At 68.2% G+C, this 13,501-nt stretch carries 12 protein-coding genes and 1 pseudogene; 8 read left to right on the top strand and 5 right to left on the bottom strand.

What is annotated here, in order from left to right:
- Positions 1-420 precede the first annotated feature (420 nt).
- Complete coding sequence (locus tag BJY16_RS37330) at positions 421-855, bottom strand: hypothetical protein (RefSeq protein ID WP_185044255.1); 435 nt, start codon at positions 853-855, stop codon at positions 421-423.
- A 346-nt stretch (positions 856-1,201) separates the two neighbouring features.
- On the opposite strand from BJY16_RS37330, the gene BJY16_RS37335 reads away from it, so the two are divergent.
- A complete protein-coding gene (locus BJY16_RS37335; protein WP_239176997.1) occupies positions 1,202-2,293 on the top strand; it encodes a LacI family DNA-binding transcriptional regulator in 1,092 nt (363 codons plus the stop codon).
- A 132-nt stretch (positions 2,294-2,425) separates the two neighbouring features.
- Here the strand turns inward: BJY16_RS37335 and BJY16_RS48760 are convergent.
- Positions 2,426-2,965: pseudogene (locus tag BJY16_RS48760) on the bottom strand (aldo/keto reductase); the annotation flags it as partial.
- On the opposite strand from BJY16_RS48760, the gene BJY16_RS37345 reads away from it, so the two are divergent.
- The 3 genes from BJY16_RS37345 (at position 2,940) to BJY16_RS37355 (ending at position 5,532) form a co-directional block, all read left to right on the top strand.
- Entirely contained in the window at positions 2,940-3,989 is a 1,050-nt protein-coding gene (locus BJY16_RS37345; RefSeq protein WP_221502081.1) for an alpha/beta fold hydrolase, read from the top strand. The pseudogene BJY16_RS48760 and the gene BJY16_RS37345 overlap by 26 nt on opposite strands.
- A gap of 367 nt (positions 3,990-4,356) precedes the next feature.
- Entirely contained in the window at positions 4,357-4,665 is a 309-nt protein-coding gene (locus BJY16_RS37350) for a recombinase family protein (protein ID WP_185044257.1), read from the top strand.
- A 60-nt stretch (positions 4,666-4,725) separates the two neighbouring features.
- Entirely contained in the window at positions 4,726-5,532 is an 807-nt protein-coding gene (locus BJY16_RS37355) for a GAF domain-containing protein (RefSeq protein WP_239176995.1), read from the top strand.
- Between the two features lie 223 nt (positions 5,533-5,755).
- Here the strand turns inward: BJY16_RS37355 and BJY16_RS49065 are convergent, their stop codons facing one another.
- On the bottom strand, positions 5,756-6,019 hold the full coding sequence (locus BJY16_RS49065) for a helix-turn-helix transcriptional regulator (protein ID WP_185044259.1): 264 nt from the start codon (positions 6,017-6,019) through the stop codon (positions 5,756-5,758).
- A gap of 300 nt (positions 6,020-6,319) precedes the next feature.
- Between BJY16_RS49065 and BJY16_RS37365 the strand changes: the two genes are divergently transcribed.
- The 4 genes from BJY16_RS37365 to BJY16_RS37380 all read left to right on the top strand — a co-directional run bounded on the left by BJY16_RS37365 (position 6,320) and on the right by BJY16_RS37380 (position 11,110).
- Entirely contained in the window at positions 6,320-7,156 is an 837-nt protein-coding gene (locus BJY16_RS37365) for an alpha/beta hydrolase (RefSeq protein ID WP_185044260.1), read from the top strand.
- A 280-nt stretch (positions 7,157-7,436) separates the two neighbouring features.
- Entirely contained in the window at positions 7,437-8,408 is a 972-nt protein-coding gene (locus tag BJY16_RS37370) for a quinone oxidoreductase family protein (protein WP_185044261.1), read from the top strand.
- A 610-nt stretch (positions 8,409-9,018) separates the two neighbouring features.
- Complete coding sequence (locus BJY16_RS37375) at positions 9,019-9,846, top strand: alpha/beta hydrolase (RefSeq protein ID WP_185044262.1); 828 nt, start codon at positions 9,019-9,021, stop codon at positions 9,844-9,846.
- Between the two features lie 61 nt (positions 9,847-9,907).
- Positions 9,908-11,110: an epoxide hydrolase family protein gene (locus tag BJY16_RS37380; protein ID WP_185044263.1), complete on the top strand. Its 1,203-nt coding sequence runs from the start codon at positions 9,908-9,910 to the stop codon at positions 11,108-11,110.
- 246 nt (positions 11,111-11,356) lie between these two features.
- Here BJY16_RS37380 and BJY16_RS37385 read toward each other — a convergent pair whose 3' ends face one another.
- Both BJY16_RS37385 and BJY16_RS37390 read right to left on the bottom strand, forming a co-directional pair.
- The gene (locus BJY16_RS37385; protein WP_185044264.1) at positions 11,357-11,809 is read right to left on the bottom strand and encodes a DUF417 family protein; all 453 of its coding nucleotides are present in this window, start codon (positions 11,807-11,809) and stop codon (positions 11,357-11,359) included.
- 47 nt (positions 11,810-11,856) lie between these two features.
- Entirely contained in the window at positions 11,857-13,074 is a 1,218-nt protein-coding gene (locus tag BJY16_RS37390; protein ID WP_185044265.1) for an NAD(P)/FAD-dependent oxidoreductase, read from the bottom strand.
- Positions 13,075-13,501: the final 427 nt, after the last annotated feature.

Genomic DNA, 13,501 nt, shown 5'->3' on the forward strand with positions numbered 1-13,501 from the left:
GAAATCGGACTTCACTCCACCCGGCGTCGCCTCCTTCTTCCGGGCTAGATCAAATTTATCCCCCATCAAGCATGGGCTCCCCCGCGATCTTCTCACCGTGAGGCTGTTCGCGATCGCCTGCAGCGCTCGCACTGCATGTGCACCTTGGCATGGAAGCGGGCCACATTCCCGAAAGCCACGAAGGCGGAAATCCGTGGAACTGATGCCTGTCAGTTAAATCTGGCTGGACATAAATTAGGTCATTATCCGCAATGAGGCGGAGTCCGGATACGCCCCACCGATCTACTTGCCAGTCCCACCACCGGTCGTTCAGCGTCCCCAAGTCGCGCACTCAGCAATCATGCCGGATGAGTAGCTCACCAGACGACGCACTGTCATGCCGCGATCCGCGTGCTGGTCGCTTGCGCACCGCCTCTCGGGTCAGTCACTTGCGTCGAGCCCGAAGGCGTCCGAACGTGCGCGGCGGGAGCCTTCGTCATCGAGCCACTCGACGGTCAGGAGCAGGCCGCGGTAGGGGAACCGGCCGCGATCCCAGTACTCCAGTTCTTCGGCCACGGTATCCGCGTCTTCCACGAAGTCGTCGAATCCGCCGTCATTCAGGGCGAGGTAGCCGGTCACGTGCTCGCGTGGCTCTGACCAGCGACGCCACCAGAGGTGACCACCGAGCTGCCGCCAGGATGTGTCAAAGCGCAGGTAGAGAACGCCGAACGGCTCGCCCTGGTCCGCGAGCACGCCGGCACGCTCGCGGTAGGGGTCGAATCGGGGATCGGGGTCGGCGTGGCCGGGCGGCGGACGGAACGGCATATGCCCATGATCGCGTGCACTGATCTGCCGCAGACCTTCCACAGCGGTCATCGCGGGGAGAGAACCGCACGAAGGTGCACCGGCGCCCGGCACTTGGACAGGTTGAGCCCGTTCCCATCGCCTGTTCCGACTCCGTGATCGGCGTAGGTGCCCCGATGTCCGGCGTCTACGCCGTGCTACCAGGCGAGAGGGAGGGACGCCCGCGGATTGCGGCACAGGCGGATGCCAGCCCGGCACGCTGGTGAATCATCGGCGAATGCGTTGCGGACGGAATTGTTCGTCGAGGACATGGACGTCAGCGTCGAGGTGGAGCGAGGTGCCGAGGCGTCACCGCGGCACACCGGAAGGTTGATCGTGGCGAATGTATGATCGGGTAATGTCACCGAAGAGGCCGACGTTGGCTGACGTCGCCGCTGCGGCGAACGTGTCCACCGCAGCGGTTTCCCGGGTCCTCAACAATGCCCCCGGGGTGGCACCGCAGACCCGCGAGCACGTCCAGCGGGTGATCGCCCAGCTCGGATACCGGCCCGATCCCGTCGCACGGGCACTGGCCTTCGGCCACGGCAGCGTGGTGGAGCTGGTAGTCGTCGATGACGCCGCGGTCTTCGGCGACAGCCCGTACTACGGTCGAGTGACCGCCGGGATCCTGCAGGAACTCGCCGGCGGGGAGGCGCAGTTGCGGGTCCACGTGGTCGACGAGTCCGGCGCGGCCGCCCTGCTGGCGAAGATCGCCGACACGGTGAGCGTGGGTGTCATCTTGATCAATGTGGCACCGGATCTGGCGGCAACTTTTCATGCGCGGTGTGAACGGGTGGTCTCGATGGGCCCGTCCGCCCCAGGGGTCCCGTTCGTCGACATGGAGAATGCCGACGGCGCGTACGCGGCGGTCGTGCACCTGCACGAGACCGGGCGCCGCCGCATCGTCGCGCTACACGGTCAGGAAGGCAATCCGTGCGCCGAGGCCAGGCGCGAAGGATTCCGGCGCGCGGTGCGTGACCTCGGGCTGGCCGACATCTCCGCGGTCGGCAAGTTCCGCCGGGAGGCGGGCTACGAGCTGACGCTGCGCCTGCTGGCCGAGGAGGCGGACGTGGACGCGTTCTTCGTCGGCTGTGACCTGATGGCGACCGGAGTGATGCAGGCTCTGGCCGACACGGGCCGGCGGGTCCCCGAGGATGTGGCGGTCGTGGGATTCGACGACAGTGTGATCGCCGTCTGCACCACCCCGCCGTTGTCCTCCGTGCGTCAGCCGGTCGAGACGATGGCCGCGGCGGCCACCCGTGCGCTGGTGAATCGGCAAACCGCGCCGTACTGGCGGCGGGTGTTCCCCGCTGTCCTGCAAGTGCGCCAGAGCTCCGCCGAGGCTGACCGCCCCGGTGTCGTGGCCGGGCGCCGCGAGGGTGTGGATCGGCGGCCTACGGGCGCCGGCGTGGCGATGTCGCCAGGTAGCCGTGTGGGTACGGCAGCGGCCGACGATCCCCGGCGACGGTGAGGCTTTCCATGTGCTTGTCGGTGAGCGACCAGCCGGACGCGCCCAGGTTGTCCGCGAGCTGATCGACCGCGCTCGCACCAGCCCGTCGAGAGTCGACAGGGTTTCCTCCAGCGGGGTGGATTCGTCGAACGCGTGCACCTGGTACAGGTCGATGTAGTCGGTGCCCAGCCGTCGCAGGCTTGCGTGCACGGCCGCGATGATGTGCTTACGCCCTGCGCCATGGTCGTTCGGGCCGCCACCGGTCGGCCAGAAGCACTTCGTGGCGATGACCAACTCGTCACGGGTCCGAGCGGCCAGCCAGCGGCCGATGATCTCCTCGGACGCACCGCCGCCGTACACATCGGCGGTGTCGATGAAATTGCCGCCGGCATCGACGTACCGGTCGAGCAGTAGCCGGGACGCCGCCTCGTCGGCCTCGCCCCCGAATGTCATCGAGCCCAGACACAACTCACTGACCAGCAGTCCACTCGCACCCACATATCTGTGCTCCATGCTGCCATTCTGGTTCGTCGTGAGCCCGCCGCTGCCCAGTAAGCGCTTACGACTTTCGCACCATGCCGATGTTCGGTAAGCCCACACGGCGGACCACAGCGCCAAGTCCGCCCGCCCGCGTCGAACTCGCCCCATGAGCCGGGCTGATGTCACCATGATCGAATGCACTGGCATCGGCATGTCCGGACCTCAGCAAGGTGACCTGACGGTACTCCCGGTCACCGAAGCGCAGCGCGCACCAATGGTGCCGGGCCGTAGCTCCCGAGAGCATGCGCCCTCCGTACGGGCAATCATGAAGCGAACCGGGTGTCGGCGCACCGACCTGCCGCAGCGGACGTCGACCAAAGAACATGATCGCGATCACAGCCCCGCCGGTCGCACCCACCATAGAGTTGCTCGGGTGGAGCCTCGCCATATCGCCCGTGACGGTGCCGGGCTGCACGCCCTGTGGCGCCCCGGCATTGGCATGCCGCTGGTCTTCGTTCCGGGTGTGATGACCGACGCCAAGGGATGGCGGCGTGTCGTGGCCTCCGTCGAGGGTCCGGAGCCGACCCTCATCCTCAACCGACGCGGCCGGGTGCCCAGCGGACCGCTCGGAAACGACTACGGTATCGAGACCGAGGTACTCGACCTGCTGGCATGGCTTGACTGGCTGGACGAGCCGGCGCGGTTGTTCGGCTGGAGTTACGGCGGACTTGTCGCCATCGAAACGGCGACGCGGTCCGCGGCGGTGCGGCACGTGATCGCGTATGAACCGGTGCTGCGTCCGTTCGGAGCCGCCGCCGTACCGGCGTTGCACGCGGCGGTCGCTGTCGATGACCTGGACCGGGCTGTCGAGGTGGTCAACCTCGAGGTTTCGAAGTACTCGCCGGAACACGTCGCAGCACTGCGGGCCAGCCCCGCCTGGGAATCATTGCGATTGTGGGCGGCGCCTGTGGCGCAGGAGCTGGCCGCGCTCAACGCCTTCACCCCTGATACTGGAAGATGGGCCGCGCTGGAGGTGCCGGTCGACCTTGTCGTCGGCGAGCACAGCCGGGACGCCGATCCCTACGGCACCGCCTTCACCGCTGTCGAGCGGCTGCTGCCGGGCGCGGCCGTGCATGTCTTACCTGGGCAGGGTCACCTCGCTCACATCGATGCGCCGGAAGTGCTGGGGAACCTCGTCAGCAACATCGTTGCCGGCCGCGCGACAGCCCTGGACTGAGCGACGGCCGCATGCCGGACGCACAAGGTTCCATGCGAAGGTTGCTGCCGACGTCAGGCACGTTCCGCCTCCTCACCGGTCACCGCGTGTTGAGCAGTGCGCTGGCCGACGACAGATGTCTGGTCCCACGAGGGGTGGCGCCCAAACTCGCGAACATCCAAATCGGTAAGATCCCGCCGGTGCCGAAACTCAGCGACATCTGGCATCGGAACTCGGAACTCACGAACAAAAGCGACCGATCAGCTGCCGGCCCCGCTCATGTCGGAGGCGAACTGCCGCTGGTGGTCGCGTAACTGCGTCCACAGCGCGGCGTGTCCTGTGATCTGTCCGGTGAGCGGGGCCATCCGTTACCGATAGGCTCACCGGCATGACCGCCGTGCGGATCGGCTACGCCCGCTGCTCCACCGACGAACAGGACCTCGAAGCGAACCGGCAGATCCTGCTCGACCTCGGCGTGTCCGCTGATCAGATCTACCTCGGCCGGGCGTACTCGGGCAGCACCCGCGTCCGGCTCGTCCCTGATCAGGCCCTCACGGGCGTCCGCACCGGTGACACCCTCGTGGTGCCGAAACTCGACCGGCTCACCCGTTCGTTGCCCGACGCCCGGCAGATCGGCGACTCCCCTCGTCGAGCGCCGCGTTCGCCTGCAGCTCGGCACGATGCGGATGCGGCATGACCGCCGCAACCACGAACTCCGCCCGGCCTGAACACCCCCATGGGAAGCGAGCACCACACCGTGTCGACCACCGCTGACAGGCCCGCCCTCACCGACCCCGCCCGGTTAGCGGCGGTACGCCGTTACGAGATCCTCGATGCCCCCACCGACGGCCAGTTCGACACCATCGCGGCGACCGCGGCAGCGGTGTGCGGCACCCCGATCGCCACGGTCAGCATCGTCGACGCCGACCGGGTCTGGTTCGCCGCGGCCAAGGGACTCGATGGCGTCGCGCAGGTCGGCACCGAACCGGGACTGTGCGCGTCGGCGTTCTGCGCCGAGGGCCCGTACGTGGTCAACGACGCGGTCACGGATCCGCGCACCCTCGAGCATCCGCTGGTGCGTGGCGAGCTGGGGCTGCGGTTCTACGCCGCCGCCCCGATCGTCACCGCCGACGGGCACCACCTCGGCACCGTAACCGCGATCGACGCGATGCCTCGGGAGCTGACCGAGGCGCAGACGACCGTGCTCGGCCATCTCGCCGACCTGGTCGCGCAGCACCTGGAGCTGCGCCTGGCCACCATCGAGGCGGTACGCGCCGAACGCCAGTTGCGTGACGATGCCGAGCAACGCGCGGCCGCCGCCGCCGAGCTCGCCGCCCGGATGCGAGCTGCGGCTGCGGTACAGGCGACCACGCCGCACCCTGAACGCTGTCAGCTCGGCGGCACCGCCGGCTGCACCGCCCCGGCCGAGCTGAAGATCGCCGACTCGTGGGGCGACTCGGCCTGGGGCTGCACCATCCACGTCGAAGAGGCCATCCTCAACGTCCGGTCGGTGTTCATCGCCAACGAGGAGCTCGGCGGCCTCGCCGGCTACCTCAACCGCTGACCGTCACCACGAACCAACTGTCCGGCCGCCCGTACGGCCCCGCAGCCGGGTGACCGCCCACCATGGGTGTGCACCGCCGCTACCTGCGATGCGACAACCGGTGGAGAGACCGCCGTTGATCGCCGACGCGCTGGCGTTCCCGCGCCGTGACGCCTCGTACCTCGATGCCCCCGAGCCCGGACCTGTTGTAGGCAATCTGCCGCAGTCGGTGCGGATCGGCTAATTAGTCGCGGGGGCGTTTTCTGGCTGCGCGCCAGTCTCGTGGGGTTATGCCGTATGTCTGGCGGAAGACGCGGCTGAAGTGGGTGGCGTCGGCGAAGCCCCATTGGTGAGCGATGGATGCGATGGTGCGGTCGAGGTTGTGCGGTTTGGCGAGTTCACGGCGGCAGGCTTCGAGGCGTTGGGTACGCAGCCAGTCGCCGAGGCTGACGCCGGCGCGGCTGCCGTCTCGAGCAGCACGGCCGTCGCCGCACGGCACACTCCACATTCCGTACGAGGGCCATCAAATCAGCCGGTCGGCGCTGTTCTCGCAGGTAGAACGGGCACGAGACGAGAACGTTCCATGCCGCTGCGTGGACGGCAATGTTGTCTGCACGCTCGTCCATACCCGATCAACGGCGCGCTACCTAGCGTCGGTTCGACGTAGCACGTGACTCGACACCGACCGAGGAGCAAGAACCATGCCGGGACCTGTCCTGGATACCGCCGCGCAACCGTTCGCCGCTGCGACGGCTGACCGGCCGTACCTATTCGACCTGACCGCAGCCTTCCAGAACGGAGCCCACGCATGACCGTCACCCGTGACCTGCAGCAGATCGAGGACGCCAACGCCAGCGGCCGGCCGCCGGTCGTGTTCGTCCATGGCCTGTGGCTGCTACCCAGCAGCTGGGACCGGTGGGCGGACCTGTTCACGGAGGCCGGCTACGCCCCGGTCGTGCCGGGCTGGCCCGACGACCCCGCCACCGTCGAGGAGGCCAACGCCCACCCCGAGGTCTTCGCCCGCAAGAGCGTCGGCCAGGTCGCCGACCACTTCTGCAACCTCGTCGGCAAGCTCGACCGCAAGCCCGCCGTGATCGGCCACTCCTTCGGCGGTCTGATCACCCAGATCACCGCAGGGCGCGGGCTGTCCGCCGTCTCGGTCGCCATCGACCCGGCCCCGTTCCGCGGCGTCCTGCCGCTGCCCATCTCGGCGCTGCGGGTGGCCAGCGTCGTGCTCGGCAACCCGGCCAACTACCACCGCGCCGTGCCGCTCACCTACGAGCAGTTCCGCTACGGCTTCGCCAACGCCGTCACCGAGGGCGAGGCCCGCGAGCTCTACGCCACCTACGCCGTGCCCGCCTCCGGCGAACCGCTGTTCCAGGCCGCGGTGGCCCACCTCAACCCCTGGACCGAGGTGAAGGTCGACACCGGCAACCCCGCCCGTGGCCCGCTGCTGATCATCTCGGGCGAGCAGGACCACACCGTCCCCTGGGCCATCGCCAACGCCTCCTACAAACAGCAGCAGGACAACCCGGGCGTCACCGAGATCGTCGAAATCCCCGGCCGAGGCCACTCCCTCACCATCGACAGCGGATGGCGCCAGGTCGCCGAAACAGCGCTCGCCTTCGTCCGCCGCTACCACTGACTTGACCGGCACCCACTCGCACACCCTGCCCGGCGCGCGTACCGCGGCTGGAGCATGGCGGTCAGCGCGACTCTGTACTGCCTGACCGGTTCGGCTACTCCCATGCCCAAGGATCAGCACCAACGAAACGCGGCACCGCAACGTAACAACAAGGGGTCTTGGGGCTTCGGCTTCAAGCCCTTCTGCCGCTGAATGTGACGGCCACGACACCCCGGTCGCGGCGGGAATCGGATCTCCGTGACTGGAGTTTCGTGCGGGAAGAGCCGTTTCAGGAGGGGTCATGCGAGCGATTCAGGTTTCCGAAGTGGGCGGCCCCGAGGTGCTGCGGCTGGTCGATGCTGATCAACCGGTGCCGGGTCCAGGTCAGGCGGTCGTGGAGGTTGCCGCGTCCGGCGTCAACTACCTCGACGTCTACCACCGCCAGGGCCGGTACACCCTCCCGATGCCCTTCACCCCGGGCACCGAGGGCGCGGGCACGGTCGTCGAAATTGGACCGGGTGTCGCGGACGTCGCTGTGGGAGACCGGGTCGGCTGGGTGGAGATTCCCGGCACCTATGCTGAGCAAGCTGTCGTGGACGCCTCCCGGCTCGTGCCACTGCCCGACGGCGTCGACTTCGAGGCCGCCGCCGCGGTGCTGCTGCAGGGCATGACGGCGCACTATCTCGTCAAGGACGCCTACCCGGTTCAGCCAGGCGACACGGTGCTCGTGCACGCTGCTGCCGGTGGCATGGGGCTTTTGCTGACTCAGCTCATCACCCATCTCGGCGGCAGGGTGATCGGCACGACCTCGACGCCGGAGAAAGCCGAGCTGGCGCGGCGCGCCGGGGCGGCCGAGGTGATCCTTTACTCGGCAGTGGATGACCTCGCGGCCGAGGTGAAGCGGCTCAATGGCGGCCAAGGACTGCCTGTCGTCTTCGACGGCGTCGGCAGGGACACCTTTGATGCGAGCCTGGCCAGCCTACGAACCCGCGGGCACCTGGTACTCTTCGGCGCCGCGAGTGGTGCCGTGCCACCGTTCGACCCCATCCGGCTCGCCCAGGGTGGTTCGTTGACCCTGATCCGGCCAAGCCTCGGGCACTTTGTCGCCGATCGGTCCGAGTTGCTCTCGCGTGCCGCCGACGTGCTCGAATGGGTGCGCACCAAGGCGCTTGAGGTCACCGTGACGGCCCGTTACCCGCTTGCCGAGGTCGCCCAGGCTCACCGTGATCTGGAGGCTCGGCGTACCACCGGCAAGCTACTCGTCATCCCATAGGTACGAAGTACGGAAAGCGGTTGGCGGCGGATTCCAAACGGGCTGCCTGCCGCACCAACAGCGGCTCCGAGCCGGACGGGCCAAACACCAGAATATGATCCACTCCGCGTGAAACGCCAACCAATGCTCGGACGAACGCAGCAGCTCACGACAGTTTCGCCGGTGGCCCAACGACTGAGCTGCTGGCGCCGGCGGCGGGCTGCCCGTCCCGGCCAGGGTCGCAATGGCCCGAGTACTTGCGCTGCTGAGCGGACGAGGCCTCTGCAACGGCATGTTGGCATTAGTGCGAGGTCCCCATTTAGAGGATCAGATGCCCTCTTAGCTGCGAAGGTGTTCCACCGCTGTGCGGGCGGTTGCGCCGATGACGGCGTCGACGCGGGAGGTTGAGGGCGGTGGAGGCACTGCGGGTGAACACGGCCACGGCGTACCAAACGCCGTCGGGTTATTCGATGACGCCCGGCTCGTTGCGGACGGTGCGCCAGATCGCGGTCAGCAACAGGGATGTAGTCCAACGCGTGCGTCAATGGGTGCGGTGCTTCATCCCGCGGGGATGAGGCACCGCTGCCTGAGGTTTCCCACGATGGGGTGTTGCCCTATCGGAAGGAGCGTCATGAGCGATCCGGCCACCAGCCCGCTGCCGATTGTGTTGATCCACGGGTTGTGGATGACTCCGCGCAGTTGGGACCGCTGGGTGCAGCATTACCAGGCGAAGGGTCATGAGGTGATCGCGCCGGCGTATCCGGGATTCGAGATCGAAGTCGAGGCCTTGCGGGAGAAACCTGAGGTGATCACCGAGGCATCCGTTCCCGCGACACTCGATCATCTGACGGAGGTGGTGGAGAGCCTGAACCGGCCGCCGATCATCATGGGCCATTCCTTCGGCGGAACCTTCACCCAGCTCCTGGTCAACCGCGGTTTGGGCGCCGCCGCGGTGACGATCGACTCGGCACCGCCCGAGGGCGTACGGGTGAATCCTCCGTCGCAGATCAAATCCCTGTTCCCGGTCCTGAGGAACCCGGCCAACCGGCACCGGGCGGTGGGTTTCACCAAGGAACAGTTCCACTACGCCTTCGCCAACACGGTCAGCCGCGAAGAGTCCGACGCCGCGTACGACCGGCTGCACGTCCCGGCGCCGGGCAACTGGGTGTGGGCGTACGGCCTGATCGCCAACTTCAAACCCGGCCACCAGGAAACCTGGGTCGACTACGACCTCGACGAGCGGGCCCCACTGCTGTTCATCGCCGGCGGCAAGGACCACCTGATGCCGACCGCCGTCGTCCGTTCCAACTTCAAGAAGTACCGCAACTCCGAAGCCGTCACGGACTTCCACGAGTTCCCGGAGCGCTCGCACTTCACCGGCGTCGAACCCGGCTGGGAGCAGGTGGCCGACTATGCCCTCGAGTGGGCGATCACCCACGCACGAACCACACCGTCCTGACCAGTCCCTGACAGCTGCGACTTCTCCGCACGGGGTTGCGAACGAGAGGAAGTGCTGGCGCATGACTACGACCGAGCACCAGGCTGGAAGTTCGATCCGGCCCTTCACCGTGCAGATCCCCAAAGACACCCTCGACGATCTCCAGCGCCGCCTGGCGGCGACGCGGTGGCCGACCAGAGAGCTGGTCGGTGACCGCACACAGGGAGTGCAACTGGCCCCGCTGCAGGCGCTGCGCCAATACTGGGCGACCGAGTACGACGGGCGCCGGGTCGAATCCCGGCTGAACGCGTTACCGCAGTTCATCACCGAGATCGACGGCGTCGACATCCACTTCGTACACGTCCGGTCGCAGCATCAGCACGCGCTGCCGCTGATCATGACGCACGGCTGGCCGGGCTCGGTCATCGAGATGCTCGACTCCGTCGGCCCGCTCACCGACCCCACCGCGCACGGCGGCACCGCCGCGGACGCGTTTCACCTGGTGTTGCCGTCACTGCCCGGCTACGGCTTCTCCGGCGAGCCCGCCGAAGTCGGCTGGGACCTCGCCCGGACCGCGCGGGCCTGGGCGGAGCTGATGCGCCGGCTCGGCTACGGCCGGTACGTGGCCCAGGGCGGTGACGTCGGCGCCGGCGTCACCGACGCGATGGGCCGACTCGGCCCGGACGGGCTGGCCGGCATCCACACGAACCTGCTGGTCCCTGCGCTCAACGACCCCGCATCGCTGCCGCAGAACACCGAGGCGGAACGCGCGGCACTGGCCGCCATCAAGACCTTCCAGACCAGCGGAAACGGCTACTTCGTGGAGATGGCCACCCGGCCGCAGACCATCGGGTACGCGTTGCTGGACTCGCCGGTCGCCCTGGCCGCCTGGATGATCGACCACGACACCGACGCCTACTACAAGATCGCCCGCGCGTTCGTCGACGGGCAACCCTCCGGCAACCTCACCCGCGACCACATCCTCGACAACATCACCGCCTACTGGCTGACCGGCACGGGCGCGTCCGCAGCCCGCTCGTACTGGGAGGCGTACGGACCGGACGCGCCCGCCGCGGGTAGCCGGCCGCTCCCGCCGCCGCGGATCCCGGTCGGCTTCAGCACCTTCCCCGGCGAGATCTGGCGCACGCCGCGCAGCTGGGCCGAGCAGGCCTATCCCACACTCAGCTACTTCGACGAGGCCGAACACGGCGGCCACTTCGCCGCCTGGGAGGAACCGCAGCTGTTCGCGGCACACCTGCGAGCCGCCTTCCGCCCACTGCGATGACCGCACCTCCCCACGACCGGAGGCGCCCCGGAGCGCCAGTCACGGCGCTCTCCCGGAGTTCGGCGACGACGCGCCGATGATGACCATGCTGTGCGGGACCGACGGGAGGCGGGTGAGCGATGGAAGTTGGGCCGGGCTCGGCTGAGGTTTTACCGGCGCCTTCCCGGCAGGGCCGAAGCGGTGCTCCGGCAGCGTCTCCTTCTTCGACCACGAAGAGCCGGTCGCCGGCTGCGACCCGCCGCGTCGTCAGTTGCCGGCCGTAACGGCGTGCAGCGCGTCGGCCGCTGTCACCAGCGCGGCTCCGAGCAGCACGGTGTCTTTCAACAGAGCCTCACCGAGCATGGACAGCTGCGGCACTCCCCGACCTTGCTGCCACGCCTCCGGCGTCGTGACCAGGAAACTAAGCGTGCCCAGCATCATCGCCGCGGCGCCGAAGCTGCCGAGCGCTGCGGCTCGGGGCGCCACTGCCTTGGCCGCGATCAGCGAGCCCAGCGTGATCTGAGTGATCCCGATGATGCGGGCGAGGCCGCGGGCACCCAGTTTCGCGCGCAACCGCGACGTCAGCGGGCTCGCCGTGACAAGAACCTCAGCGTTCTCGACCTCATAGTCCTTGAACTTCAGTGTCCCCACCCACACGAAGACGGTGGCCAGCCCGCAACGTGTGACCGAGAGCCCGAGGGAGGCCAAGCCGCCGTCCAAGGGGCCTCGTGTGCCCATGCTCGCTCTCCAATCGGGATCGTGGGCGGTCACCGGATCAGCGGGTCCCAGCCCCGCAGATGCCGGACGGACTGGCGGTACTCCCACTCGATGGCATCCTTGAGCAGGTGAGCCAGCCGCCCTCCGCTGGTGAGACCGGCGACCTCGGCGACCCCGCGGGTGGCGCCGACCGAGACAACGAAGCCCTTGTCGTGGAAGGTGAACGCCGCCTGAGGTGTGCCGTCCAACTCTGCGTGCAGATTGTGGGCCACGGTCTCGCCCTCCTCCAGCGCGACCTGCGCCAGCGGAGGCAGCACGTGGCCGCTGACCGGATCGGTCACCGACGCCAGATCACCGGCAACGTAAATGTCCGGGTGGTCCAGGACCCGAAGATATTGGTCGACTTTGATGCGCCCGTTGTGGCCGGTCGGTAACTCCGAATTGGCCACCAGATCAGGCGCTTTGACCCCGCCGGCCCAGACGAAAACGCCACCTGCCACAACCTGGTCGTCCTTGAGCCGGAATCCCTCCTCGGTCGCGGCCCCGATCACCGCACCGGTGCGAACCTGCACGCCCAAACCCGCGAGAATGCTGGTGGCCTCATCGACCAACTTGGGTGAGGAACCAGCCAGGATGGTAGGGCCCGCCTCGACAAGCAGCACGGCGGGCCGGTCCGGCGCCAAGCCGTGCCGGCCGGCCAGCTCGGGCAGCGCCTCTGCCAGCTCACCGGCCAGTTCGACCCCCGTGGCGCCGCCGCCGCCGATCACGACGGTCGCCCGGCGGCGTTGCTCCTGCGGATCAGCGGTGAGCCTGCCCGCGCCGAGCGCCCTGCCGACCGCCGCCCACACCTGTTCAGCGTCACCGACCGAGTACACCGGCAAGGTCCGCTCAGCCAGGCCGGGGATGGCGAAGTCGTTGGGCCGGCTGCCCAACGCCATGACCAGCCGCCGCCAGCCGATCGGCCCCGCCGTGGTGAGCAGCCGCCGGGCCGCCAGGTCGAAGCCGGTGATCTCGGCCCGTATGAACTGGACGCGGTCGGCCAGCACATCCTGCAGCGGCAGGCGCACGGCTCCGGCAGCGCGGGTGCCGGCGGCGACCCGGGGCAGCTCAGTGAGTACCTGATGGTAATCGTTGCGGTCGATCAGGATCAGCTTCACCTCGGGGCGCTTGGCCAGCATGGTTCCCAGGCGCAAGGCGATGTGCAGGCCGGCGTAGCCAGCACCGGCGACCACAACAGCGTCGCTCCCGCCTCCGGCGAGTTCATCCATGAGAAGCCGTGTCCGGGGTGCCGATCGTGCTCACGGATTGGCTCCTTCTGTCGCCTGGCGTCGGTCCGTGCCGCGCGGTGCAACCGGGTACCGCTAGGGCTGGTGTAACACCAAATAGTCGGCGAGCACTCATCCGTGCAGGGTGAAACGCCAGGAGGATCTTCCAGGCTGGGACAGGCTCGTCGCCGGTCAACCGCGGCAAACCCGGCTCAAAGCACCACCTGACCTGCGACGGCAACGGCGCCCCGACCTACGTGCTGACCGGCGCGCGAACGTGCCCGACATCAAACGGGCTCTGGACCTGCTCGACCGCTACCCACCGATCACCGGACAGACCCAGCGGGAACACGCGGCAGGCGTCAGAACCGATCCAACGGTTCAGCATTCGGCAAAGAACCCCATCCGCGTCCATGCGGACCGCGCTGCG

It is taken from the genome of Actinoplanes octamycinicus, assembly GCF_014205225.1.
GTDB classification, from domain to species: domain Bacteria; phylum Actinomycetota; class Actinomycetes; order Mycobacteriales; family Micromonosporaceae; genus Actinoplanes; species Actinoplanes octamycinicus.